The sequence below is a fragment of the Subtercola sp. RTI3 genome (assembly GCF_035018625.1).
GTDB classification, from domain to species: Bacteria; Actinomycetota; Actinomycetes; order Actinomycetales; family Microbacteriaceae; genus Subtercola; species Subtercola vilae.
On the sequence record NZ_JASJXO010000007.1, the window covers coordinates 1 to 24,793 of the forward strand.

The 24,793-nt window shown below is 65.0% G+C and carries 21 protein-coding genes; 7 read left to right on the plus strand and 14 right to left on the minus strand.

Annotation, left to right across the window (positions count from 1 at the left end; translation table 11 throughout):
• Together QN358_RS04325 and QN358_RS04330 are read left to right on the plus strand one after the other, a co-directional pair.
• On the plus strand, positions 1-239 hold a 239-nt coding region (locus tag QN358_RS04325; RefSeq protein ID WP_323511707.1), incomplete at its 5' end, for a hypothetical protein.
• Between the two features lie 68 nt (positions 240-307).
• Positions 308-1,222 carry an oxygenase MpaB family protein gene (locus QN358_RS04330; RefSeq protein WP_323511708.1) on the plus strand — a complete coding sequence of 305 codons (915 nt, stop codon included), beginning with the start codon at positions 308-310 and terminating at the stop codon, positions 1,220-1,222.
• Between the two features lie 162 nt (positions 1,223-1,384).
• On the opposite strand, the gene QN358_RS04335 is transcribed toward QN358_RS04330, so the two are convergent.
• Positions 1,385-3,868: an ATP-dependent helicase gene (locus tag QN358_RS04335; protein ID WP_323511709.1), complete on the minus strand. Its 2,484-nt coding sequence runs from the start codon at positions 3,866-3,868 to the stop codon at positions 1,385-1,387.
• A 191-nt stretch (positions 3,869-4,059) separates the two neighbouring features.
• On the opposite strand from QN358_RS04335, the gene QN358_RS04340 reads away from it, so the two are divergent.
• Complete coding sequence (locus QN358_RS04340; protein WP_136641157.1) at positions 4,060-4,857, plus strand: Bax inhibitor-1/YccA family membrane protein; 798 nt, start codon at positions 4,060-4,062, stop codon at positions 4,855-4,857.
• A gap of 67 nt (positions 4,858-4,924) precedes the next feature.
• Here QN358_RS04340 and QN358_RS04345 read toward each other — a convergent pair whose 3' ends face one another.
• The 10 genes from QN358_RS04345 to guaB form a co-directional block, all read right to left on the minus strand.
• On the minus strand, positions 4,925-6,973 hold the full coding sequence (locus tag QN358_RS04345) for an ABC transporter ATP-binding protein (RefSeq protein WP_136641156.1): 2,049 nt from the start codon (positions 6,971-6,973) through the stop codon (positions 4,925-4,927).
• Positions 6,970-8,706: an ABC transporter ATP-binding protein gene (locus QN358_RS04350; protein ID WP_323511710.1), complete on the minus strand. Its 1,737-nt coding sequence runs from the start codon at positions 8,704-8,706 to the stop codon at positions 6,970-6,972. Before QN358_RS04350 ends, QN358_RS04345 begins: the two co-directional genes overlap by 4 nt.
• Before the next feature lie 120 nt (positions 8,707-8,826).
• Positions 8,827-10,404 (minus strand): glutamine-hydrolyzing GMP synthase, encoded by a 1,578-nt coding sequence (gene guaA / locus QN358_RS04355; protein WP_136641154.1) that lies wholly within the window; start codon positions 10,402-10,404, stop codon positions 8,827-8,829.
• A complete protein-coding gene (locus QN358_RS04360; protein WP_136641153.1) occupies positions 10,400-10,846 on the minus strand; it encodes a DUF3817 domain-containing protein in 447 nt (148 codons plus the stop codon). The genes guaA and QN358_RS04360 overlap by 5 nt, the downstream gene beginning before the upstream one ends.
• A gap of 9 nt (positions 10,847-10,855) precedes the next feature.
• Positions 10,856-11,716, minus strand: a complete 861-nt coding sequence (locus tag QN358_RS04365) for an SURF1 family cytochrome oxidase biogenesis protein (RefSeq protein ID WP_136641152.1) — start codon at positions 11,714-11,716, stop codon at positions 10,856-10,858.
• Between the two features lie 119 nt (positions 11,717-11,835).
• Complete coding sequence (locus tag QN358_RS04370; protein ID WP_323511711.1) at positions 11,836-13,239, minus strand: cation:proton antiporter; 1,404 nt, start codon at positions 13,237-13,239, stop codon at positions 11,836-11,838.
• 2 nt (positions 13,240-13,241) lie between these two features.
• Positions 13,242-13,772: a cation:proton antiporter regulatory subunit gene (locus QN358_RS04375; RefSeq protein ID WP_136641150.1), complete on the minus strand. Its 531-nt coding sequence runs from the start codon at positions 13,770-13,772 to the stop codon at positions 13,242-13,244.
• A gap of 71 nt (positions 13,773-13,843) precedes the next feature.
• Positions 13,844-14,959: a GuaB3 family IMP dehydrogenase-related protein gene (locus tag QN358_RS04380; RefSeq protein ID WP_136641174.1), complete on the minus strand. Its 1,116-nt coding sequence runs from the start codon at positions 14,957-14,959 to the stop codon at positions 13,844-13,846.
• Positions 14,960-14,974: 15 nt separating this feature from the next.
• Positions 14,975-15,907: a hypothetical protein gene (locus QN358_RS04385; protein ID WP_323511712.1), complete on the minus strand. Its 933-nt coding sequence runs from the start codon at positions 15,905-15,907 to the stop codon at positions 14,975-14,977.
• A gap of 24 nt (positions 15,908-15,931) precedes the next feature.
• Positions 15,932-17,434: an IMP dehydrogenase gene (gene guaB, locus QN358_RS04390; RefSeq protein ID WP_323511713.1), complete on the minus strand. Its 1,503-nt coding sequence runs from the start codon at positions 17,432-17,434 to the stop codon at positions 15,932-15,934.
• A 237-nt stretch (positions 17,435-17,671) separates the two neighbouring features.
• Between guaB and QN358_RS04395 the strand changes: the two genes are divergently transcribed.
• The 4 genes from QN358_RS04395 to QN358_RS04410 are packed head-to-tail and all read left to right on the plus strand — an operon-like array spanning position 17,672 to position 21,832.
• Complete coding sequence (locus QN358_RS04395) at positions 17,672-19,102, plus strand: branched-chain amino acid ABC transporter permease (RefSeq protein ID WP_237280265.1); 1,431 nt, start codon at positions 17,672-17,674, stop codon at positions 19,100-19,102.
• Positions 19,103-19,111: 9 nt separating this feature from the next.
• Positions 19,112-20,086 carry a branched-chain amino acid ABC transporter permease gene (locus QN358_RS04400; protein WP_136641147.1) on the plus strand — a complete coding sequence of 325 codons (975 nt, stop codon included), beginning with the start codon at positions 19,112-19,114 and terminating at the stop codon, positions 20,084-20,086.
• 19 nt (positions 20,087-20,105) lie between these two features.
• Positions 20,106-21,071 (plus strand): ABC transporter ATP-binding protein, encoded by a 966-nt coding sequence (locus QN358_RS04405; protein ID WP_136641172.1) that lies wholly within the window; start codon positions 20,106-20,108, stop codon positions 21,069-21,071.
• Positions 21,072-21,073: 2 nt separating this feature from the next.
• Complete coding sequence (locus tag QN358_RS04410) at positions 21,074-21,832, plus strand: ABC transporter ATP-binding protein (RefSeq protein WP_136641146.1); 759 nt, start codon at positions 21,074-21,076, stop codon at positions 21,830-21,832.
• Between the two features lie 222 nt (positions 21,833-22,054).
• Here the strand turns inward: QN358_RS04410 and QN358_RS04415 are convergent, their stop codons facing one another.
• From QN358_RS04415 to groES, 3 genes are all read right to left on the minus strand, one after another.
• Positions 22,055-23,347, minus strand: a complete 1,293-nt coding sequence (locus tag QN358_RS04415) for an ABC transporter substrate-binding protein (RefSeq protein ID WP_136641145.1) — start codon at positions 23,345-23,347, stop codon at positions 22,055-22,057.
• A 103-nt stretch (positions 23,348-23,450) separates the two neighbouring features.
• Positions 23,451-24,365: an EamA family transporter RarD gene (gene rarD / locus QN358_RS04420; RefSeq protein WP_136641144.1), complete on the minus strand. Its 915-nt coding sequence runs from the start codon at positions 24,363-24,365 to the stop codon at positions 23,451-23,453.
• Entirely contained in the window at positions 24,365-24,661 is a 297-nt protein-coding gene (groES, locus tag QN358_RS04425) for a co-chaperone GroES (RefSeq protein WP_116283854.1), read from the minus strand. Before groES ends, rarD begins: the two co-directional genes overlap by 1 nt.
• Positions 24,662-24,793 lie beyond the last annotated feature (132 nt).

The following is a 24,793-nucleotide window of genomic DNA, read 5'->3' on the forward strand; positions in this document are numbered from 1 at the left end:
CAGATGTGTATAAGAGACAGCCCACGATCGCTCCACTGCACGGCGGCGCGCAGTCGGGTGGTTCCGGGCCCGTCGGCACGCTGCCCTCCACGGGACTCACCCCGCCGGCGATCCCCGTCATCGTCGCGGTGTCTGGCGCGATGATCGTCGGTGCTGCCCTCTTCCTGCTGCCTCTTCTCAAGCGCGGTCGTCTGCGAGGCGGCCGTCGCGCCGGTCAGAAGCCGCACGCACGCGCCTGAGCGCAGGCGTCCGCGTTCGCGTACCCGAACGCACGTGCAACCTCACAAAGCGCGCATAGGCTCGAACCATGAGCGTGTTCACTGACGTAGCGGCCGAGGCTATCCTGCTGGCCGGCGGCGGGCGGGCGATCCTGTTGCAGATCGCCCACCCCGCCGTCGGCTACGGCGTCGCCGACCACAGCGACTTCGCCAATCGCCCCCTCGACCGCTTCCACAACACCGTCACGTACACCTACACCACCGTCTTCGGCTCCCCCGAAGAACGCGCCGAGGTCGTCCGCCGCGTCACCGCCGCTCACCTCCCCGTGCACAGCTCCCGCGCCTCCACCTCTGACACCGCCCCCTCATTGGCCTCGCACCCCACCCCCGACACAGCCCTCTCATCACCCCCGCGCCCCACCTCCGGCGCGGCGTCCCTCGCGGCTGCCACCGCAGCCGGCGCCCACGCGCGAAGGAGCGCGGGTACGAATCCGCGGGTGTACAACGCTTTCGACCGGCGGGCACAGCTGTGGGTCGCGGCCACGCTCTACCAGACGGCCGCCCAGGTCTACGAGAGGGTGTTCGGCAAACTCGGCGAGGTGGAGGCCGTCGAGGTCTACCGAGGGTTCGGAGTGCTCGGAACCGCCCTGCAGGTTCCAGCAGAACTCTGGCCGCGCGACCTCGCCGCATTCGAGCTCTACTGGAACACCGCCCTCACCGAACTGCACGTCACCGACGACGCACGCCGAGTGGCGCACGACCTGCTGCACCCGCGCACCGCTCCGCTGTGGTTGCGCGCCGCGATGCCCCTCGTGCGGCTGTTGACCGCGGGCCTGCTCCCACCCGAACTCCGCCGCGCCTTCGTGCTGCCCTGGAGCGCCCGCGACCAGCGACGCTTCGACCGCATCTTCGCCGCCCTCGCGCTCGTCTACCCGCGCCTGCCCCTCAGCGTTCGCCACTTCCCCCGCGACCTGTATCTCCGCCGGCTCCGCGCCTCTCTCTGAACGCCTCCCTGTAACCGCCGCCGCTCCCCCGCCGAGCGCGCAGCGAGGCCACCCGCCGCGGCCGCTGGTTCGACAGCTGAGACCTCTGCGACGAAATGAGACCGATGTGCGCACCTCACTTCGCCGCACCGGTCTCACGAACGGAGGCGAAAGGCGCGCGGGTTACGCGATTTTTTCGATGGGGGCGATTTTGATGAGCAGCTTCTTCGAGCCGGCGGCATCGAACTGCACGTGGGCCACGCGCTTGGTGCCCTCACCGGTGACGGCGTTCACGCGGCCCTCACCGAAGTCGGTGTGCCGGATGCGGTCTCCGGGCTGCAGCTCGAGGTCACCGTTGTCGCGCACCTGCGCAGTGATGCGGTTCGGCCACTCGGCTTTCGTGCGCGGGGCGGGCGGCAGTGATGACTCGCTGAACGAGAGCGAGTCGCTCGCTCGAATAGACGAACGAGTACTGAATCCGCCGGGCCGGTTCGCGTTCAGGGCTCGAGGCTGAGTGCCGCCCCGCGAGGTGGCCATACCCGGAGACTGCCGCCAGTCGATGAGGTCGGCAGGGATCTCCTGCAGGTAACGGCTCGGCATCGCCACAGCAGTCTCGCCGTACTGCGCGCGCGTCATGGCCAGCGACAGGTAGAGCCGCTTTCGGGCACGGGTGATGCCCACGTAGAACAGGCGTCGCTCTTCGGCGGGCCCGCCCGGCTCCGATGCCGACATGCGGTGCGGCAGCAGGTCTTCTTCGACACCCGTCAAGAACACCGCCTCGTATTCGAGCCCCTTCGCGGTGTGCAGGGTCATGAGTGACACCGTTCCGCTGGTGTCGTCGAGTTCGTCGGCGGCGGCAACGAGTGAGACCTCGGTGAGAAAGTCGACCAGCTGGCCGCCCGGATTGTTCTTCGCGAACTCTTTGGTGACGGCGAGCAGCTCTTCGACGTTCTCGGCGCGCGCCTCGTCTTGCGGGTCACGCCCGGCCCGCAACGCAACGACGTAGCCGCTGCGTTCGAGCAGCAATGCCAGAACTTCGCTGACCGGTGCCGGTCCTTCAGCGCGGTCGGGGTCGATGAGGGCCGTGGCCTCGTCGAGCAACACCGCGAGATCGAGGATGGCCGTGGTCACCTTCGGCCCGAGACCGAGTTCACTCGACCGGCGCATCGCATCTCGGTAGCTGACCTCGTTCGTCTCCGCGAAGACCGCGAGTGCCGTCTCGGTGGCGGGCCCGATTCCACGCTTGGGGGTATTCAGAATGCGCCGCAGCGCCATCGCATCGAACGGGTTCGCCACCGCAATGAGGTACGCCAGCACATCTTTGATCTCGGCTCGCTCGTAAAATCGGGTACCACCCAGCACCCGATACGGAACAGCGGCTCTGATGAAGATCTCTTCGAGCGCACGGGTCTGGGCGTTGGTGCGGTAGAACACAGCCACGTCTTTGTACGGGGTGCCGCTCTCGTGCAGCGTCGCGATCTCGTCGGCCACGAACTGCGCCTCGTCGTGCCCGCTGTACCCTGTGAACCCGATGATCTTCTCGCCGTCACCCACGTCGGTCCAGAGTTTTTTGTCTTTGCGGTCGAAGTTGTTCGAGATGACGGCGTTGGCGGCCGTGAGGATGTTCTGGGTCGACCGGTAGTTCTGCTCGAGCAGCACCGTGGTGGCGCCGGGGAAGTCGCGCTCGAACTCGACGATGTTGCGGATGTCTGCACCGCGGAAGGCGTAGATCGACTGGTCGGAGTCGCCCACCACGGTGAGCGAGGCACCGGGCAGCCCTGCGGTTCGCTGGCCGTCGAAGCCGTGCACCAGGGCATAGCTGTCGTCGTCGTTCTCTCCGACCGGCAGGGTGAGCTCGCGAATGAGCGCGTACTGCGCGTGGTTGGTGTCTTGGTATTCGTCGACCAGAATGTGCCGAAACCGTCGCCGATACGTCTCTGCGACGTGCGGAAACGCCCGGAACAGGTAGACGGTCTGCCCGATGAGGTCATCGAAGTCGAACGCGTTGGCCGCGCTCAGGCTGCGGGTGTACTGGCGAAAGATCTCGACGAAGATCTCTTCTTGCGGGTCGTTGAAGTTCGCGGTGCGGGCGTAGCTGTCGGCGTCAGCCAGCTCGTTCTTCAGCTTCGAGATCTTGCCGGCCACACCCGACACGGTGAAACCGAACGTGTCGGCCTGCAGGTCTTTGATGATGCGCTTGATGAGCGTGCGGGAATCGTGCGAGTCGTAGATAGTGAAGCTCTTGGTGAAGCCGAAGTTCTCTGCCTCGCGGCGCAGGATGCGCACGCACGCGGAGTGGAACGTCGAGATCCACATGCCCTCAGCCGTCTGCCCGAGCAGTGCGCCCACACGCTCGCGCATCTCGGCCGCGGCCTTGTTCGTGAAGGTGATGGCGAGAATCTGGCTGGGCCAGGCCTCCCGACTGTCGATCAGCCCGGCGATGCGGCGGGTGAGCACACTGGTCTTGCCAGAACCAGCGCCCGCCACGATGAGCAGCGCCGGCCCGCGGTACTCGACCGCGACACGCTGCTGGGGGTTCAGCCCGTCGAGCAGGGCGTCGTGAAAGCTCGCCCCCCCGCCAGAACCGCCGGCTGCGCCACCCGAACCGGGGCCGCCGACGATGACGGGCGTCGAGCTGTGGGCGTGCGGGTCAGAAGGCGAGTTCATATCCACTCAAGTTTAGGCGACCCCACCGACAGCGACCACCGAGCGTGAAACTCAGGGCGATCGTTAACAGATGTGAACATCCAGCAAATCTGCGGAACCACCCGATAGATTTGTGCCTACACAACGACCGCAGTCGAGGCACCGAGAATGCTCGACGCACTGACACTCGACACACTGACAAGGGGAACCCATTGGCAAGCCAGAATCCGGCCTTTTCACGAAATCCCGTGTTCAACGGTAAGGCGCCGGTGAAGCCCTCGGCCACACTTTCGGCCGACGGCCTGCAGGCGATGTACGACGCGCCTACCGCGACCGCCGCCGACACTGATCGCATGAGCTACGACGATGTCATCGTCAAGACGGGCATCAGCTTCATCGTGCTGCTCGCGTTCGCTGCGGTGGGTTGGCAGATTCCCGCGCTCGCCATCCCTGGCGCGCTCATCGGCTTCGGCCTCGCCATGGTCAACATCTTCAAGCGCGAGCCGTCGGCTCCGCTGATTCTGCTCTACGCGGGCGCCCAGGGTCTGTTCATCGGTGCGATCTCCTCGTTCTTCGAGAGACTGTTCCCGGGTGTGGTTGTTCAGGCTGTCATCGCCACCATCTGCGTGTTCGCCGTGACGCTGGCCCTGTTCGCGAGCGGCAAGATTCGCGCCTCGAAGCGCAACACCAAGATCTTCATGATCGCCCTGATCGGCTACGCGGTGTTCTCGCTCGTGAACTTCGTGCTTGTCATGACCGGCGTGAACAAAGACGCGTTCGGCCTCAGCAGCTCGGTTCATCTCTTCGGCATCCCGCTCGGCGTGGTGCTGGGCGTCGTTGCCACGCTGCTTGCGGCGTACATGCTGGTGCTCGACTTCGACCAGATCAAGACCGGCGTCACTGCGGGTGCGCCCCGCAAGTACGGCTGGTCGGCTGCGTTCGGCCTCGTGGTCACGCTCGTCTTTCTGTACACGCAGCTGCTGCGCATGTTCGCCATCGCACGCAACTAGTCTGCTGCCGCTCACCGGCAACACGAAGGGCCCGTCGGGAGACGGGCCCTTCGTCGTTCGGGGCCGCTCAGTCGCTCAGCGCCGCCGCGAACTGCGCGTTGTACAGGTTCGCGTATGCCCCACCCGCCGCCAGAAGCACCTCGTGCGTTCCCTGCTCGACGATGCGCCCCGCCTCCATTACCAGAATGAGGTCAGCGTCACGAATGGTCGACAACCGGTGCGCGATGACAAAGCTGGTGCGGTCTGCCCGCAGCGCCGACATCGCGCGCTGAACCAGAACCTCGGTTCGCGTGTCGACCGACGACGTGGCCTCGTCGAGAATCAGCACCGACGGCTGAGCGAGAAAAGCCCGCGCGATGGTGATGAGCTGCTTCTCACCCGCGCTCACGTTGTCGGCCTCATCGTTCAGCACGGTGTCGTAGCCCTCGGGCAATGAGTGCACGAAGCGGTCGACGTAGGTCGCCTGCGCGGCGGCCAGAATCTGCTCTTCTGTCGCGGCGGGGTTGCCGTAGGCGATGTTGTCGTGAATCGTGCCACCGAACAGCCAGGTGTCTTGCAGCACCATTCCGGTGCGGCCCCGCAGGTCGTCGCGTGTCATCGAGGCGATGTCTGTGCCGTCGAGTGTGATGCGGCCGGAGTCGAGCTCGTAGAACCGCATGATCAGGTTCACCAGAGTGGTCTTGCCGGCCCCTGTCGGCCCGACGATGGCCACGGTCTGGCCCGGCAACGCGACCAGCGAGAGGTCGTCGATGAGGGGGCGGTCGGGCGTGTAGCGAAACGAGACGTTCTCGAAGACGAGCCTGCCCCGGTCGCCCGCGGGAGTTTCGGCCGGCACCGGGTCAGGTATCTGGTCGTCGGCATCGAGCAACTCGAAGACGCGCTCGGCCGAGGCAACACCCGACTGCAGCACGTTGGCCATCGACCCGAGCTGGCTGAGCGGCTGGGTGAACTGCCGCGAGTACTGGATGAACGCCTGAACGTCACCCAGGCTCAGCGACCCGCTCGCAACCATGAGCCCGCCCACCACAGCGATGGCCACGTAGACGAGGTTTCCAATGAACATCATTGAGGGCATGATGATGCCCGAGACGAACTGCGCCCCGAAGCTCGCCTTGTACAACTCGTCGTTCTTCTGGCGGAACACCTCGGTGATCTCGCGGTGCCGACCGAACACCTTCACGAGCGCGTGGCCGCTGTAACTCTCTTCGATACGCGCGTTCAGGGTACCCGTGTGCTTCCACTGCGCCACGAACAGCTTCTGCGAACGCTTCGCCACCATGGTGGTCACGAACAGCGTCAAGGGAATCGTCACCAGCGCGATGAGCGCGAGCAACGGCGAGATGACGAACATCATTGTGATGACGCCGATGACGGTGAGCAACGACGTCATGATCTGCGACAACGACTGCTGCAGGCTCTGCGACACGTTGTCGATGTCGTTCGTCACGCGGCTGAGCAGCTCGCCGCGCGGCATGGTGTCGAAGTAGCCGAGCGGCAGCGTGTTGATCTTGTCTTCGACGTCGCCGCGAAGACGGAACACGGTGCGCTGCACCACCCCGTTCAGCAGATACGACTGCGCCCAGCTGAACACCGATGCGGCGATGTAGATGAGCAGCACGGTCGTCAGCACCACGCTCAGCTGCGTGAAGTCGATTCCCGCACCGGGCGTGAGCGTCACCCCGCCCAGGAGATCGGCCTGCGACGACTTTCCGGATGCCCGCAGCGCCGCAATGACCTGCGCCTGTGTCTCACCGGCCGGCAGCTGCTTCGAGAGTACTCCCGCGAAGATGAGGTTCGTGGCGCTGCCGAGCATGCGCGGCCCGAGCACCGACAGGGTCACGCTGACGACCGCCAGCAGCGTGACGACCACGATGAGGGCGCGTTCGGGGCGAAGCCGGCCGAGCAGCCGCTTCGCCGACGGCCCGAAGGCCTTCGACTTCTCGGCCGGCATGCCCGCTCCGCCGAAGGGCCCACCCCCGCCCGGCCCACGCCGCACAGGAGTGCGCACGGGCGCGGCATCGTCTGCCGCCGTGCCGCCGGCACCCGCGCTGGTACCGCCACCGACCTCACGAGCAGGCCCACCGGCGCCCGCGCCTGAACCCCGCGCCTCACTCATGCCGCCTCCTCCGCCGTCAGTTGCGACTGAACGATCTCGCGGTACGTCTCCGACTGCTCGAGCAGCTCGGAGTGGGTTCCACGGTCGACGATCTGCCCGTCTTCGAGCACGAGAATCTGGTCGGCGTCAATGATCGTCGAGACGCGCTGCGCTACCACGACCATCGTGGCCCCGCGCACGTCGCGCCGCAACGCCTGCCGCAGCCGGGCATCCGTCGCCAGGTCGAGCGCCGAGAACGAGTCGTCGAACACGTAGATCTCGGGCCGCTTCACGAGCGCCCGCGCAATGGCGAGGCGCTGCCGCTGACCGCCCGACACGTTGGTGCCGCCCTGCGCGATGGGCGCTTCGAGCCCGCCCTCCATCTCGGCGACGAAGCTGCGCGCCTGCGCAGTGTCGAGCGCCGCCCACAGTTCGTCGTCGCTCGCGTCGGGCTTGCCGTAGCGCAGGTTCGAGGCCACCGTGCCCGAGAAGAGGTACGGCTTCTGCGGCACGAGACCGATCTTGCCCCAGAGCAGGTCGGGGTCGAGGTCTCGCACATTCACCCCGTCGACCCGAACCTCACCTTCGGTTGCATCGAAGAGTCGCGGCAGCATGTTCACCAGCGTGGTCTTGCCCGACCCGGTGCTGCCGATGATGGCCGTGGTCTTGCCGGGCGACGCCACGAACGTGAGGTTCAACAGCACCGGCTGGTCTGCTCCCGGGTAAGCGAAGCTCGCATTGTCGAGCTCGATGAGACCGTGCTCGAGAACCGACGTCACCGGATTCGTCGGCAGCACCACGGTTGAGGGGGTGTCGAGCACCTCGGTGATGCGGTCGGCACACACCGACGCCCGCGGGATGAGAATGGCCATGAACGTGGCCATCATGACGGCCATGAGAATCTGCACGAGGTAGGTGAGAAACGCGGTGAGTGTGCCGATCTGCATCGATCCCTCGTCGATGCGAAAGGCGCCGAACCACAGCACGGCCACACTCGACACGTTCATCACGAGCAGAACGATGGGAAACATCAGCGCGAAGAGCCGCCCGGCCCGCAGCGCCGTGTCGGTCACGTCGCGGTTCGCCAGCGCGAAGCGAGACGTCTCGACCCGCTCGCGAACGAACGCTCGAACCACCCGGATGCCCGTCAGCTGCTCACGCAACACCCCGTTCACTGTGTCGATGCGCTTCTGCATCAGCCTGAACAGCGGCACCATACGCACGATGATGAGCGCCAGCACCACCAGCAGAACAGGAACTGCAACCGCGATGATTCCCGACAGGGGAACGTCGAGCGAGAGCGCCATGATGACCCCGCCCACCGCGAGGATGGGGGCCGACACCAGCAGCGTGCAGGTCAGGAGCACCAGCATCTGAACCTGCTGTACGTCATTGGTCGTGCGCGTGATGAGCGACGGTGCACCGAACTGTGACACCTCACGCTCGGAGAACTCCCCCACCCGGGTGAACACCGCGAGCCGCAGGTCACGCCCAAGGGCCATCGCCAGCTTCGCCCCGAAGTACACCGCGACGATGGCGCACACCACCTGCACCAGTGTGATGGCCAGCATGAGGCCGCCGATGCCCAGGATGTACCCCGTATCGCCAGTGGCCACGCCCTGGTCGATGATGTCGGCGTTCAGCGTGGGCAGGTAGAGCGACGCAATGGCCTGGGCAAGCTGAAAGACCACGACACCCACGATGAGGTGCCAGTGCGGCCTGACGTACGCCCAGATGAGGCGGATCAATTTCATGTGATGCTCACTTTCATGCGCTCACTCTAGACCCGGCGTGCGACACCCATCATCACCCCGTGGGAGTACTTCTAGACACCCCCGAAAAACCTCGCCTGTGAGCGAGTGGCTACAGGCCACTCACTCCCACTCGATGGTTCCCGGCGGTTTCGACGTGACGTCGAGCACGACCCGGTTGACCCCGGCCACCTCGTTGGTGATGCGGTTCGAGATGCGCGCAAGCAGGTCGTACGGCAACCGCGTCCAATCCGCTGTCATCGCGTCTTCGCTCGAGACCGGCCGCAATACGATCGGATGCCCATACGTGCGCCCATCGCCCTGAACGCCAACCGAACGAACGTCGGCCAACAGCACCACGGGGCACTGCCAGATCTCGCCGTCGAGGCCGGCCGCTGTCAGCTCGGCCCGCACGATGGCATCGGCCGCACGCAGCAGCTCGAGCCGCTCGAACGTCACCTCGCCCACGATGCGAATGCCGAGACCGGGGCCGGGGAAGGGCTGGCGCCCCACGATGACCTCTGGCAGCCCGAGCTGGCGCCCGATGGCGCGAACCTCGTCTTTGAACAGTGCACGCAGCGGCTCGACGAGCTCGAACTGCAGGTCTTCAGGAAGCCCGCCCACATTGTGGTGGCTCTTGATATTGGCTGTGCCCGTTCCGCCGCCCGACTCGACGACGTCGGGGTACAGCGTGCCCTGCACGAGAAACTTCACCGGCTCACCGTCGGTCGCCGCGGCCTCGAGAACGAGGGCCTCTGCTGCCGCTTCGAAGCTGCGGATGAACTCGCGCCCGATGATCTTGCGCTTCTGCTCGGGGTCGGTGACGCCCGCGAGAGCGTCGAGGAACTGCTGCCGGGCATCCACTGTCACCAGTCGAACGCCCGTCGAGGCAACGTAGTCTTCTTCGACCTGGCGGCGCTCGTCTGAGCGCAGCAGCCCGTGGTCGATGAAAACGCAGGTGAGCTGGTCGCCCACGGCCTCGTGCACGATTGCCGCGGCCACGGCCGAGTCGACCCCGCCCGACAGCCCGCAGATGACCTTGCCCGAACCGACCTGCGCACGGATCAGCGCGATCTGGTCGGCGATGACGTTGCCGCTGTTCCAGTCGGCCGGGATACCCGCGGCCGTGTGCAGAAAGTTCTCGAGCACGTCTTGACCGTACTTCGAGTGCTTCACCTCGGGGTGCCACTGCACGCCGTACATGCGCGTGGCATCGTTGCCGAATGCGGCGACGGGGGTGGATGCACTGCGGGCCAACACCGTGAACCCCTCCGGTGCCTTCGAAACAGAATCGCCGTGGCTCATCCACACCGTCTGGTCGTCGGGCTGGTCGCGCATGAGCACGCCGCCGTCGCCCGTGAGGGTCATGTCTGTGGCGCCGTACTCACGGAGCCCCGTGTTGGCGACCTCGCCGCCGAGCGCCCGTGCCATGACCTGAAAGCCGTAGCAGATGCCGAGCACAGGAACACCGAGTTCGAAGATGGCCGGGTCAAGCCCGGGTGAACCCTCTTCGTAGACGCTCGAGGGCCCGCCGCTCAGCACGATTGCGACGGGTGACTTGGCCGCCACCTCGGCAGCTGTGATGTTGTGCGGCACGATCTCGGAATAGACGCTGGCCTCGCGCACACGACGGGCGATGAGTTGCGCATACTGCGCACCGAAATCGACGACCAGAACCGGTCGGGCGGTGGGGGTGCTAATGGGAGGCCTCCACGGGTTGGGTGGCAGCCGCAGATTCGCGGCCGCTCAGGTAAGCGATGATCTCACGGGCGATGCGACCCTCGAGAAAGTACGACAGCAGCGGGATGATGCCACCGAGTGCCAACAGAATGAAGCGGTTGAAACCCCAGCGCATGCGCGACCAGAGCTGGAAGCACGAGAAGAGGTACACCACATAGAACCAGCCGTGCACGATCAGGATGCCCGTGCTGACGTTGACGCCCTTCACGGTGCCGTCGGGCACGAACGCCAGAAAGCCGTGCGAGCCGCCGAGTTCGAGCTCGACGCCGATGGCCGTGTACTTGAGAATGACCTCGACGCACAGCAGGAGCAACAGGGTTCCCGTGATGATGGAGCAGACCCGGTAGAACGTCAGGCCCGACCGGATGCGCGGAAAATCCTTGCGTTTGGGCTCGAGTGGCATACCTGAATCCTACCTTTGTGTACGCGAGGGCGCGCTGTACGCCTCTTCGAGCTGGCTCTCTTCGGTCTCGCGTTCCCACGCGTCTTTGACCAGCCGATACCAGAAGAAGATGGCGAAGCCGGCGAAGATGACCCACTCGATGGCGTAGAAGATGTTCAGCCAGTTGAGCTCAGTGGTGCGCTGCGGCACCGGTGAGTCGATGGTGGTAAGACCCGCGGGAGGGGTGGATGCGACGATGTAGCCGCCGAAGACGGTGGCCGTGTCGGGAAAGTCGGTCCAGGTGTTGATCAGCGCGGAGATGGCCATGGTGGTCGGAACATATGCTGCGGTGGCCTTCTTCTGGGCATCCGTCACGACCGGCCCGTCGGTGCCAACGTAGCGGCCCACCAACTGGTCGGCGGGGTAGCTCGCGGTCTGGTTCATGCGGTCGGCCGAGGTCTGTGCCGTGGCCTGATCGGATGCCCAGCCCAAGGCCACCGCCACGCTCGTGAGCGGCGCAGAACCCTGCGGCGTGCTCAGGTCGTAACGCCCGACCACCCAGTAACCCTCGACGCCGCCGTTCAGCCGGGTCGACACGATGGAGAAGTCGCCAGAGACGAGGGCCCCGTCGACCGAGACCATCTGGCCGTCTTGTGTCTCGAAGACCGGCTGGCCTGCGGTGGCGATCTGCTCGAGTGGCACGACGACCTCCGTGGTGGCATTCGGGTTCGGTCCGTTCGACGTCACCGCGCGGCTCAGCTGCCACTGGCCGAGGGCCGCGAAGGCTGCCGCGAGAATGAGCGCGAACACCAGTGCCCTGATCCACTTGGGCCGGCGCATCACACTGAACACCGTCAGTGTGCTCTTCGCCTGGCCACGATCGTCACTCACAGGTCACCACTCACTCGCTCTGGTACTCACTCACTGTTGCCCGACGGCAGTTGCCCGACGCGACTTGCCCGACGCGATTTGCTCGACGCCACGTGCTCGACGCCACTTACTGCCCGCCGTCAGTACTCGCCGTTCGTGCCACGGGCCGCGTCGCTGTTTCTGTCGCTGTCGCGGCGGTGCTCGGCGTCGCTCTGGCTGTTGGCCTGCTCGACGACTCGATCAACATACTCCTCGGTTCCTGAGTTCTCGCCGGGGCTGAGCGTGGCCGTGGCCGCTTCGACCAGTGCGATCTCTTCGAGCAGCATCGGGTCGCGCTCCCGCTTCGCCTGCTGCGCCGCCGCTGCCAGACGCTTCTTCTTGGTGCCGAGGAGGGCACCACCGATCTTCTCCGAGTTCGCAGCCAGAATTGGACCCGCCACCGCCATGATGAGCACGTAGAGCCCCGCGAAGGCCTGTATTCGCGGGTCAAGACCGGCCGCCAGGGCAAGCGTCGCCAGAATCAGGGCGAACTCCCCCCGGTTCTGCAGGATGACCGTGGCATTGATGCCCGCCTGAACGCCAAGCCCGTTGAGCTTCGCCACGAACTGCCCGGCGCCGATGTTGAGCAACATGGTCATTGCGACCGCGCCGATGACCGGCCAGATCACTTCGGGAAACTGCGAGGGGTCGAGCCCGAGCCCGAAGTTCAAGAAGAAGAAGGCGCCGAAGACATCGCGCATGGGGATGGCGATGTGCTCGATCTTGTTGCGGTAGCGCGTGGCGCCCAGCACAAGGCCGATGAGGAACGCGCCGATGGCGTCGGTGACGCCGAGGATCTCGCCGATGCCGCCGAACGCGATGGCCAGCCCGAAGAACAGGATGGTGAAGAGCTCATCGTCTTTGGTTCGGAACAGCCGCGAGACCCATTTGCCGCCGAACCGCGCCACCGAGAACATCACCACCAGGAACAGGAACGCGATGCCCAGTTTGCCGATCACCGGCCAGATGGCCGTCTCGCCGCTCAGTACCACCGAGACGATGGCCAGGTAGATGGCGATGAAGATGTCTTCGACCACCGTCACACCGAGAATCATGGGGGTCTCACGGTTCGCCAGCCGGTTGAGCTCGATGAGCAGCTTGGTGACAATGGCGCTCGACGAGGTCGCCGTGATGCCCGCGATGACCAGCGCCTCACGGGTACCCCACCCCACGAGGAAGCCGAACGCGAAGCCCGCGATCATGTTGATCGCAATGTAGGAACCACCCGAGATGATCAGTTTTCCCGCGTTGGCGAAGAACTCGTCTTGATCGAACTCGAGCCCGAGGCTGAAGAGCAGCATGATCAGCCCGAAGACGGCGATCAGTTCGATGTAGTCGGTGTGGATGAAATCGAGGGGAAACAGGTGGAAGTTCGGGCTCGCCAGAAGCCCGACGACCATATAGATCGGGATCGCCGGCAAACCGATCGCTTTGCCGAGGCGACCCAGTACGTACGCAATGACGAACAGGATGCCGAGAACGAGGAGGTCGGGGCCGAAATGCACGGTTACCCCCCGGGCGGAGCGTCGACGACGCTCTTGGTCTTGTACTGGCCACTGCGGAAGAAATTGAAGACCTTCGCCACTTTCTCAGGCGAACCGGCCACCACGAGAGTGTCGCCGGGAAAGACTTTGAAATCAGAGGCGGGTGCTGGGTTTGCCGACTCGCCGCGCACGACGGCGACCACGGTCACACCGACCACGCCCCGGTCGGCGGGGTCGCCGAGCTCCTGGCCCGCTATGTAGTCTTCGTAGTCGACCGTGAACCAGTCGATGCTGAGCCCCGGAATCTGGTCGAGCGCTGTCAACGACTCGGTGATCTGCGTGCCGCCGAGCAGTTCGGCAAGGGTGTGGGCCTCGTCTTCGCTGAGTCGGAGCGACACCTTGGTCGATTCGGCACCGTCTTCTTCGTCGGCGAAGGTGATGAGGTCGCTGTGACCCGAGCGATGGGCGATGACGCCCACTTTGCCGCCGTCGTCGGTCACGAAGGTGTGCAGTACACCGACCCCGGGCAGCTTGACCCGTCGAACGTCAACCATGAAGAAACTCCCTGTTTGTCTGGATCAATTCTACCGGAGCCCTCCTGAGCAAACCCTCAGGAAGCAGGCCCTCAGGGAGCGTACGGCGCGACGACGACCTCGATGCGCTGGAACTCTTTGAGATCTGAGTACCCGGTCGTCGCCATCGAGCGGCGAAGCGCCCCGATGAGGTTCGCAGTACCGTCGGCCACCGGTGACGGCCCGAACAGAATCTGCTCGAGCGGCGCCACAGCGCCCACGTGAACCCGGTTGCCGCGGGGCAACTGCGAATGGTGTGCCTCAGGGCCCCAGTGGTACCCGCCGCCGGGTGCGTCGGTCGCCCGCGCCAGTGCCGAGCCGAGCATCACGGCGTCAGCACCAACAGAGATGGCCTTCACGATGTCGCCCGACGTACCGAGGCCGCCATCGGCGATGACGTGCACGTAGCGGCCGCCCGACTCGTCCATGTAGTCGCGGCGAGCGCCGGCCACATCGGCCACCGCGGTCGCCATGGGCGCGTGGATGCCCAGCGTCGCCCGCGTCGTCGACGCCGCTCCTCCGCCGAAGCCCACCAGCACCCCGGCAGCACCGGTTCGCATCAGGTGCAGTGCCGCTGTGTATGTCGCGGCCCCGCCCACGATGACAGGAACATCGAGCTCGTAGATGAACTTCTTGAGGTTGAGGGGCTCGACGGACTTCGACACGTGCTCAGCCGACACCGTGGTGCCGCGGATGAAGAACAGGTCGACGCCCGCAGCCACGACGGTCTCGTACAGCTCTTGCGTGCGCTGCGGCGAGAGCGCGCCTGCAACGGTGACACCGGATGCCCGGATCTCGGCCAGCCGCGCCGTCACCAGCTCGGGCTTGATGGGCTCGGCGTAGATCTGCTGCATGCGTACCGTGGCCGAGTCGGCCGGCAGCGACCGGATCTCCTCGAGCAGAGGTTCGGGGTTCTCGTACCGTGTCCACAACCCCTCGAGGTCGAGCACTCCGAGGCCGCCGTGCTTGCCCATGGCGATGGCGGTGGCCGGGGAGACCACCGAATCCATCGGAGCAGCGATCACGGGGATCTCGAACTGGTACGCGTCGATCGCCCAGTGAACCGAAACGTCTTGGGGGTCACGGGTTCGACGCGACGGTACAACGGCGATGTCGTCGAATGCGTAGACCCTGCGGCCTCGTTTCGAACGGCCGATTTCTCTTTCCATACTCACCCACCCAGTCTAGGGCGAGGCACCGAACCCGCAGTGGTCGGCCAGCCAGCTGTACACCTCGGCCTTCTCTGCGTCGCCGAGAGGCAGGTAGTACGTTCCCGAAACACCCGCCGGTTGCACCGTCACCGTCAGAGGCAGGTAGGTGCCGCGCTTGTCTTCGGCGATCACGTGCGGCTCGCACCGCCCCGGCTCCACATCGAGCGTGAGCGACGAGGGGGCACTCGCGGCGTCGACCGCCAGCGCCAGCGGCCACGACAGGGCCCCGCCCGCCGGTGCGAGCAGCGTGGTCGGCCCGACACCGTCGATGACCACCGACCCGGCACCACCAGTGGGTGTGAGCGAGAGGTCGATGTGCGCCACACTCGCAGCCCCCGAACCGTCGACGCGCAGGTGCGCCGCCGGAGCGATGTCCACGATGCCGGCCACGCTCTCGGCGAGGCAGTCCTCCCCGTTGATGCGCTTCATCGCCCCGAGCGGGTCAGCCGGCACCACCGTCGACCGGCCGGTCTCGGCGCCCGCCGACCAGTCGAGCGTCACGATCGGCGAAGCAGACCGATCGCCCGAGCACACCGGCGCGGGCAGCAGAACGGGAAAGTCGAGCGAGAGTGCGGGCAGAACGCGCCCGGGCTCGGTGTTACCTACGGGCACCACGAAGTTCGGCGAGCTGAACGTCACATTCGTCACGGCGTAGGGCGTCGCGCCACCGTTCGCGACGCGCACCTGGAGTTGCCTGATGCCGTAGTCCGAGCGCTCCTGCTCGATCTCCACCGACAGATCTGCCGGGAGATCGGCGGGCAGGGGTGTCGCTGCGGCTGACGGGGCCGACGATGACGGCAGAGGGATGACCGCGGTGAACCGCCCCGTCACCGGCTGGCTGCTCGTGCATCCGGTGACCACCGCCACAACGAGCAGAGCGGCACCGGCGCTCCAGAAGAACCGCACGGCACCGCCCCAACCCGCTGGCGTCTAACGCCGATAGTTGGGAGCTTCGACGACCATCTGGATGTCGTGCGGGTGCGACTCCTTCAACCCGGCTGCCGTGATGCGTACGAACTTGCCACGCTGCTTCAGCTCGTCGACCGTGCGGCCACCCACGTAGAACATCGACTGGCGAAGCCCCCCGAGCAGCTGGTAGGCCACGTTCGCCAGCGCGCCGCGATACGGTACCTGGCCCTCGATGCCCTCGGGAATGAGTTTGTCGTCACTTGGCACGTCGGCCTGGAAGTAGCGGTCTTTCGAGTACGAGGTCTTCTCGCCGCGCGTCTGCAGCGCCCCGAGCGAACCCATGCCGCGATAGCTCTTGAACTGCTTGCCGTTGACGAACACCAGGTCGCCCGGGCTCTCGTCGCAGCCGGCGAGCAGTGAGCCGAGCATGACGGTGTCGGCACCCGCCACGAGCGCCTTCGCAATGTCACCCGAGTACTGCAGCCCGCCGTCGGCGATGACCGGAACACCCGTCTCGCGAGCGGCCAGCGACGCCTCGTACACCGCGGTGACCTGGGGCACGCCCACACCCGCGACCACACGCGTGGTGCAGATGGAGCCGGGGCCCACGCCCACCTTGATGGCGTCGACACCCGCGTCGATGAGCGACTGCGCACCCGAACGGGTCGCCACATTGCCGCCGATGATGTCGACACCGGATGCCGCGGGTTCTGCCTTCAGGCGGCGGATGATGTCGAGCACACCCGCGCTGTCGCCGTTCGCGGTGTCGACCACCAGAACGTCGACGCCCGCGTCGACCAGGGTCATCGCGCGCTCCCACGCGTCGCCGAAGAACCCGATTGCGGCGCCGACCCGAAGGCGGCCCTCTTCGTCTTTCGTGGCGTGCGGGTACTTCTCGCTCTTGTCGAAGTCTTTGACCGTGATGAGCCCGCGCAGGTGACCTGCCGCGTCAACCAGGGGCAGCTTCTCGATCTTGTGCTGAGCGAAGATGGCGATGGCCCCATCGGGGTCGATGCCCTCGGGCGCCGTGATGAGCGGAGCCTTCGTCATGACGTCGCGCACCAGCGTGGTGCTCTTCTCCCACGCGGAGACGAAGCGCATGTCGCGATTGGTGATGATGCCCACGAGAATGTTCGCCTCGTCGACGACCGGAAGGCCGGAGACCCTGAACTGCCCGCAGAGCAGGTCGGCGTCGGCCACGGTGGCGTTGGGCGTGATGACCACGGGGTTCGTGATCATGCCCGACTCGCTGCGCTTCACCTGGTCGACGTTCGACGCCTGGTCGTCGATCGAGAGGTTGCGATGGATGACCCCGAAACCGCCCTGGCGCGCCATGGCGATCGCCATGCGTGACTCCGTCACCGTGTCCATCGCGCTCGAGACGAGCGGCGCCGCCAGCGTGATGCGCTTGGTGAGGCGTGAGGAGGTGTCGGCTTCGCTCGGAATCACGTCGGTGTGACCGGGCAGGAGCATCACGTCGTCGTACGTGAGTCCAATGAAGCCGAAGGGGTCGGGCTGATCCATCGTTTCCTCTCAAGCATATAAAGCAGCGGGTAGTCAATCTTAAGTCTTCTGCGGCCCGGGGCATTCCCTCCGAAACAATCTCATGTATCTTTACCTCTCTAGTCAGTTTTCATGATCGAACTGCGCACGAAACATGCTCGACACACTGCCAGCGTAATTTTTCTCACACCGAGGGCATCACAGCAAAGTCGCTGGGTGATCACCACACGCTCGCCGTCACCATGGAGGTTCACCGAAGTGACCACTCGTTCCAGCCCACATTCGCACCGTGCCGTCGTCGGTGCGGCAGTAGCACTGTTGGGAGGGCTGCTCCTCTCCATGGCGCCCCTGTCAGCGACCGCAGCGCCGCTCACGGCCGCTTCGGCGGTCGAGGCACCAGCCAGTGCATCCGTTCGCAGCGCAACAATCGACCCGGCCTCGGCCACCGAGAGCATCGGCGTATGGGTTCGACTCGATTCGAACAAGGCCGCGGTCGCCGGCGTCAAGGTCACGGTCACCGGCAGCGGCGGGTTCAGCTCCGACGTCGTCAGCGGTGCCGATGGCAAGGTCACGGTGGGTCTTCCTGGCGCGGGCGACTACACGGTGAAGCTCGACGAGACCAGCGTGCCAGCCGGAGACGGTGTACCGCGTGCCGGCACCAACCCGCGCACGGTGACCGTGGCTGCGAACAGCACCGGGGTTCCGGCCTACTTCCTGCTCACCACGGCGACCGGCGGCTCCTCGACCAGCGCCCCCGGATCGACAACATCGCCTGGGTCGAGCTCGTCTGATGCCAGCAGCGGCCCGAGTCTGTTCGACCTTCTCGTACCCCGACTCGCCAGTGGGCTCATCTTCGGCCTGCTGCTCGCGCTCGCCTGCATCGGCGTCTCGCTCATCTACGGCACCACGGGCCTGAACAACTTCGCCCACGGCGAGCTGGTCACCTTCGGTGGCCTGATGGGCTGGGTGCTTGCGGGCCCCCTCGGCCTGCCGGGCCCCATCGCCGTCATCGGTGCCCTGGTGTTGGGCGGCGTGATGGGCTACGTGCAAGACCTCGGTCTCTGGCGGCCCCTTCGAAAGAAGGGTGTGGCGCTCATTCCGCTCATGATCGTGAGCGTCGGTCTCTCGCTTGCCCTGCGCTACACGTTCCAGGTCATCTTCGGCCCCGGCACCCTGGTCGCGCCGAACGACACCTCAGCCGCTGTCAACTGGGGGCCCGTGCACCTGCGTTCGAGCGACCTCATCGGTGCGATCGTGTGCATCGTTCTGCTGCTGCTGGTCGCGTTCGTACTGCTGCGCACCCGCATCGGCAAGGCCACCCGCGCGGTGTCTGACAACAAGGCACTCGCCGCGGCATCCGGTATCAACGTCGAACGGGTCATCCGCCTCGTCTGGATCGGCGGTGGGGCGCTGGCCGGCATTGCCGGTGCACTGATCGGCTACTACCAGACCATTCGGTGGGACACGGGGGCGAGCATCCTGCTGCTCATCTTCGCGGCCGTCACCCTCGGTGGCCTCGGCACGGCGTTCGGCGCCCTGGTCGGGTCGATCATCATCGGCCTGTTCATCGAAGTCTCGACCATCTGGCTGCCCGCCAACCTCAAGTTCGTGGCGGCTCTCGTGGTGCTCATCATCATTCTGCTGATCAGGCCCCAGGGCATCCTCGGCAAACGCGACCGGATCGGTTAGGTACGAATCATGGACTTCACCTTCATTCCTCTTGCCTTCGGCCAGCTGCTCTCGCCGCAGACCATCGGTTTCGCCCTCGCCGCACTCGGGCTCGCCGTGCACTTCGGTTTCGGTGGCCTGCTGAACTTCGGCCAGGCCGGCTTCATGTCGGTGGGCGGGTACTTCTTCGCCATCACGGCCGTGAAGTTCGGTTTTCCGTTCTGGCTGTCGCTGGTCGCCGCCATCATCGGCGCGGTGATCTTCGCGTTCATCCTCGGTATCCCCACGCTGCGACTGCGAGCCGACTATCTCAGCATCGTCACCATCGCGGCGGCGGAGATCGTGCGCTACACCGTGCAGACCCCGCAGATCGCGCCCTTCACCGGCGGCTCCGACGGCATCAACGGCTCGAGCGCCGCGTTCGACGCGCTCAACCCCATTCCGCCGGGCCGGTACGGCATAGCGCCGCTGCTCTACAGCGCGAGCGACCTGTGGATCATCATCTGCGGCTGGGGCGCCGTGCTGGTGCTCGGCCTTCTGGTCTGGCAGCTCATGCGGAGCCCCTGGGGCCGCGTCATCAAGGGCATTCGTGAAGACGAGGATGCCGTGCGCAGCCTGGGCAAGAACGTGTACGCCTACAAGATGCAGGCCCTCATCCTCGGTGGTGTGCTCGGTGCGCTGGGCGCTGTGGTGGCGATCATCCCCACCTCACTGCAACCCGAGAACTTCGGCACCCAGACCACGTTCTTTCTGTTCACCATCATTCTGCTCGGTGGCGCGACCACGGTTCTCGGCCCCATCATCGGGTCGATCATCTTCTGGGTCGTGCTGTCGCTCTCCGACGGAATTCTCTCGATTCTCGTCACCAACCACATCGTGCCGCTCAGCACGGTTCAGCAGGGCCCCATCCGGTTCATCATCGTGGGTGTCGCACTGATGCTCCTGGTGATCTTCAGGCCGCAGGGCATTCTCGGCAAGAAACGGGAGACGTATTTCAGTGTCTGATCAGAGCGCAACAACCGACGTGAACGTGAACGACGCAAAACAGATCTATATCGGCGATGTAGGCCCCGGCGTGAAGAAACGCGACCCGATTCTCATCGCCGACTCGGTGACCCGAACCTTCGGCGGCAACACGGCCGTCAACGTGGAGCACGTCGAGATTCCCCGCAACATGATCACGGCTCTCATCGGCCCGAACGGCGCCGGCAAGACCACGTTCTTCAACCTGCTGACCGGCTTCGACAAGCCCAACAGCGGCAACTGGACGTATGACGGCCAGAAGCTCGCCGGTGTGCCCGCCTTCAAGGTGGCCCGCCGCGGAATGGTGCGCACCTTTCAGCTCACCAAGTCGCTTGCTCTGCTGAGCGTCATGGAGAACATGCGCCTCGGGGCCACGAAGCAGAAGGGCGAGAACATCTTTCGCGCCATGCTGCCCTTTCTCTGGCGCGACCAGGAGAAGGCCAACACCGCGAAGGCCATGGAGCTGCTCGGCCGCTTCAAACTCGACACCAAGAAAGACGACTACGCGGCCAGCCTCTCGGGCGGCCAGCGCAAGCTGCTCGAAATGGCGCGAGCCCTGATGAGCGACCCCGACCTGGTGATGCTCGACGAGCCGATGGCCGGGGTGAACCCGGCGCTGACGCAGTCACTGCTGGGGCACATCCTGGGTCTGAAAGACCAGGGCATGACCGTTCTCTTCGTCGAGCACGACATGCACATGGTGCAGACCATCGCCGACTGGGTGATCGTGATGGCCGAGGGCAAGATCGTGGCCGAAGGCTACCCCAGTGTGGTCATGCAAGACCAAGCCGTCATCGACGCCTACCTCGGCGCGCACCACGATGTCGACCTCGGCACCCTCACTGGCCAGCTGGCCGTCGCTGAAGACATCGACCCGCACCTCGTCGAAGAACTGCGCGAAGAGGTGTCGGCCGACCCGGAGCTGGCCGAAGAACTCGCCGAAGAACAGAACCGAACGGAACAGTGACCATGGATATCGTTCTCGAAACCACCGACCTGGTGGCCGGCTACCTGCCAGGCGTCAATATTCTGAATGGTTGCAACGTGTACGTCGAGCGCGGCGAGCTCGTGGGTATCATCGGCCCGAACGGCGCCGGCAAGTCGACACTGCTCAAGGCGATCTTCGGCCAGGTGAACATCCGGTCGGGCACCGTCTCACTGAGCGGCGAGGAGATCACGGGCCTCAAGGCCGACAAGCTCGTCACCAAGGGTGTGGGCTTCGTGCCGCAGTCGAACAACGTGTTTCCGAGCCTGACCATCGAAGAGAATCTGCAGATGGGCACGTATCAGAAGCCGAAGACCTACAAAGAGCGCATCGAGTTCGTCACGAACCTGTTCCCTGAACTCGGAAAACGCCTGAAGCAACGCGCGGGGTCGCTCTCGGGCGGCGAGCGCCAGATGGTTGCCATGTCGCGCGCGCTGATGATGAACCCGTCGCTGCTGCTGCTCGACGAGCCGAGCGCCGGCCTCTCGCCGGTGCGCCAGGATGAGACGTTCATCAACGTGGCGCAGATCAACCGTGCCGGCGTCTCTGTGATGATCGTGGAGCAGAATGCGCGCCGCGCTCTGCAGATCTGCGACCGCGGCTATGTGCTCGACCAGGGCCGCGACGCCTACTCGGGCACGGGCCGCAGCCTGATGAGCGACCCGAAGGTGATCGAGCTCTACCTCGGCACGCTGGCCACCGACCACACCGCCACCACCAGCACGCCCACGCAGGGCGGCTGAAGCCCGTCTCTGCACGCGAGCGCTCGTTGCTCGCGCACGCCTGCTGTTGAGGTACGGATTCTGTGCACTTGACGGGTCTGTGACCGTGCAAAAGCCGTACCTCAATGGGGTGCTCGGTGCACTGCGAGCCGAGCAGGGGCGGGGGGGCGGGGCCGCAGGGACGAAAGAAGGGCCCCAGCCGAAGCTGGGGCCCTTCTTGGTGAGGGTAGCCGCCGCGGGGTACTACTTGCTCAGGTCGCCGAACTCCTGCGACTCGTAGGCGTTCGTGTTACCGGTGCCGTACTTGTAGATCGAGATGTAGGCCTGCTGCGGGTCACCGTTGGCCGCGAACGAAATCGGGCCAGAGAGACCGTCGTAGTCGACATCGGTACCAGCCGCAATCAGCTTGGCCGCATCGGCGAACGACGTTGCCTTCGTTCCACCCTCAGAGACCTTCTGTAGGTTGTTCTTCAGCGTGGTGCCATCGGTCGCCTTGCCCTGCAGAGCAGCGAGTGCAAGCAGCACAACGGCGTCGTATGACTCCGGAGCATAGCTGTACACGCTCAGCGCCTTCGCGCCGTCTTTGCTGGTCTGCGCGGCAAGCTTCGACACGAAGTCATCGCTTGCCTTCACGCCCGGGTTGGTGAACTGCGCGCCGGCGATGTCGACGTTGGTGTACGTCGGGTCGATGACACCGTAGTTGCCGTCAGAACCGTAGAACTTCGTGAAGTCGAAGCCGGCGGTCTTGAACTCGGGAACGATCTGCTTGATCTGGTCGAACGAGATGACGACGACAGCGTCGGGCTTCGGTGCGAGCGTTGCGCCCACCTCTGCCGAGAAGCTGGTGGCCTTCGGGTCGAAGCTGGTGTCAGCCACAATGGTTCCGCCGCCATCGGTGATGGCCTTCGTCACGTTGTCGTGCAGGCCCTGGCCGTACGAGTCGTTCTGCCAGAGGATCGACACGTTCGTCGCGCCGTCTTTCAGAACCTTCTGGCCGAGCACGCGGCCCTGCAGAACGTCAGACGGTGCCGTGCGCCAGTAGAAGTTGTTCGAGTTGTAGGTCGAGAACGTCGGCGACGTATTGGCGGGTGAGATCTCGACAACACCCGCTTTCGCGATCTGGTCGATGACCGTCAACGACACACTCGACGACTCAGCGCCGATGATGGCCGAGACGTTGCTCGCCAGAAGGCTGGTCACCGACTGGGTGGCGATGTTGGTGCTGGTGTCGCCCGAGTCTTTCTGCGTCACGTTCACGGTGATGCCGACGTTCGCCGCGTTGATGTCTGCTGCGGCGAGGTTGACAGCCTCGATGGCGGGCGGCCCGAGGGTTGCCAGTGATCCTGTCTGTGGCAGGATCGTGCCGATGTTCAGCGTCAGACCGGTACCTGCAGAGCTGCTGCTGCTGGTTGTCGATCCACCCGATGCACAACCGCTCAAGACAAGTGCGCTGGCGCCAACGAGTGCGATGGCGCTGAGTGCTGTCTTCAGTGATCGTGAGCGGGGAGCACGCGGTGCCCGAATAAATTCGCTCATGTTACTCCTAGTCGAAATGTGATGAGAACAAAGCTGCGAGCAGCCTGCCTACCCTGTGAGATTAGCCCGAGAATGCACCCAGATGAATACAGCGGCGTTACATCTATGTAACGAGCGCCCGGGGGCGACGCGCACGCACGAGGTCGACGGTGAGCACAATGAGGGCGATCCACACGATGGCGAAGCCGGCGAGGCGCTCGGGGGGCATGGGTTCGCCCAGGATGAACACACCCACCACGAACTGCATTATCGGTGTGAGGTACTGCACGAAACCGAGGTAGACGAGCGGCATGCGCTTCGAGGCCGACGCGAAAAGCAGCAAGGGAGCGGCCGTGACGACACCGGCCCCGACGAGGCCTGCCGTGTGCCAGCCGCCCTGCGAGGCGAACGTCAGCCCTGTGGTGGCCCCGACCACGCTGAGCTGCACGATCATCAGCGGTGCCAACCAGAGCGACTCTAGCGTGAGGCCGTTGATGGCGTCGATGCGGGGGCCGACCTGCTTCTTCAGCAGACCATAGGTACCGAACGACCCCGCAAGGATGAGCGAGATCCACGGAATGGCGCCGTAGCCGATGGTCAGCACCACCACGGCGAGGAGGCTGATGCCAAGGCTCACCCACTGCAGCATCCGGAGCCTCTCGCGCAAGATGAAGACGCCGAGCAGAATCGTCACGATGGGATTGATGAAGTAGCCGAGCGATGCCTCGAGAATCTGGCCGCTCGTGCTGGCGATGACGTACGTCTGCCAATTGATGTAGATCAGAACGCCGGCGAGGCCCATGACCAGCACGAGCCGGGGCTGGCGGAAGACGGCGAGAAAACGCGGCCAGCCGCGCACGACCGTGAGCAGCACGGCGCAGACGGCGAGCGCCCAGATCACCCGCCAGGCCACGATCTCGAATGCGTTGGCGGGCGCAAGCAAGACGAAGTAGAGCGGCAGCAGGCCCCAGATGAGGTAGGCCCCGAGGGCATAAAAAAGCCCGGACCTACTCGGCCCGGGCTTTTTCAGTGAACTCACTATCGAACGATAACAGCCAGCACGTCGCGAGCCGAGAGTACGAGGTACTCTTCGCCGTTGTACTTGACCTCGGTTCCGCCGTACTTCGAGTACAGAACCTTGTCACCGACCGAAACGTCGAGGGGCACGCGGTTGCCGTTGTCGTCGATGCGACCGGGGCCGACGGCTTCGACGACGCCCTCTTGAGGCTTCTCTTTGGCCGTGTCAGGAATGACGAGACCAGACGCGGTCGTCGTTTCTGCTTCGACCTGCTTGATGACGATGCGATCTTCGAGCGGCTTGATGGAGACCGACACTGTTGACCTCTTCTTTCTTCGGTTCAAAAGTCATGTTTTTGGCACACTCACACTGAGAGTGCTAATAGAAGTTTAGGGGGGTTTCTAGCACTCGGTCAACCTGAGTGCCAATGCGTGACGGCTCACGTCTAA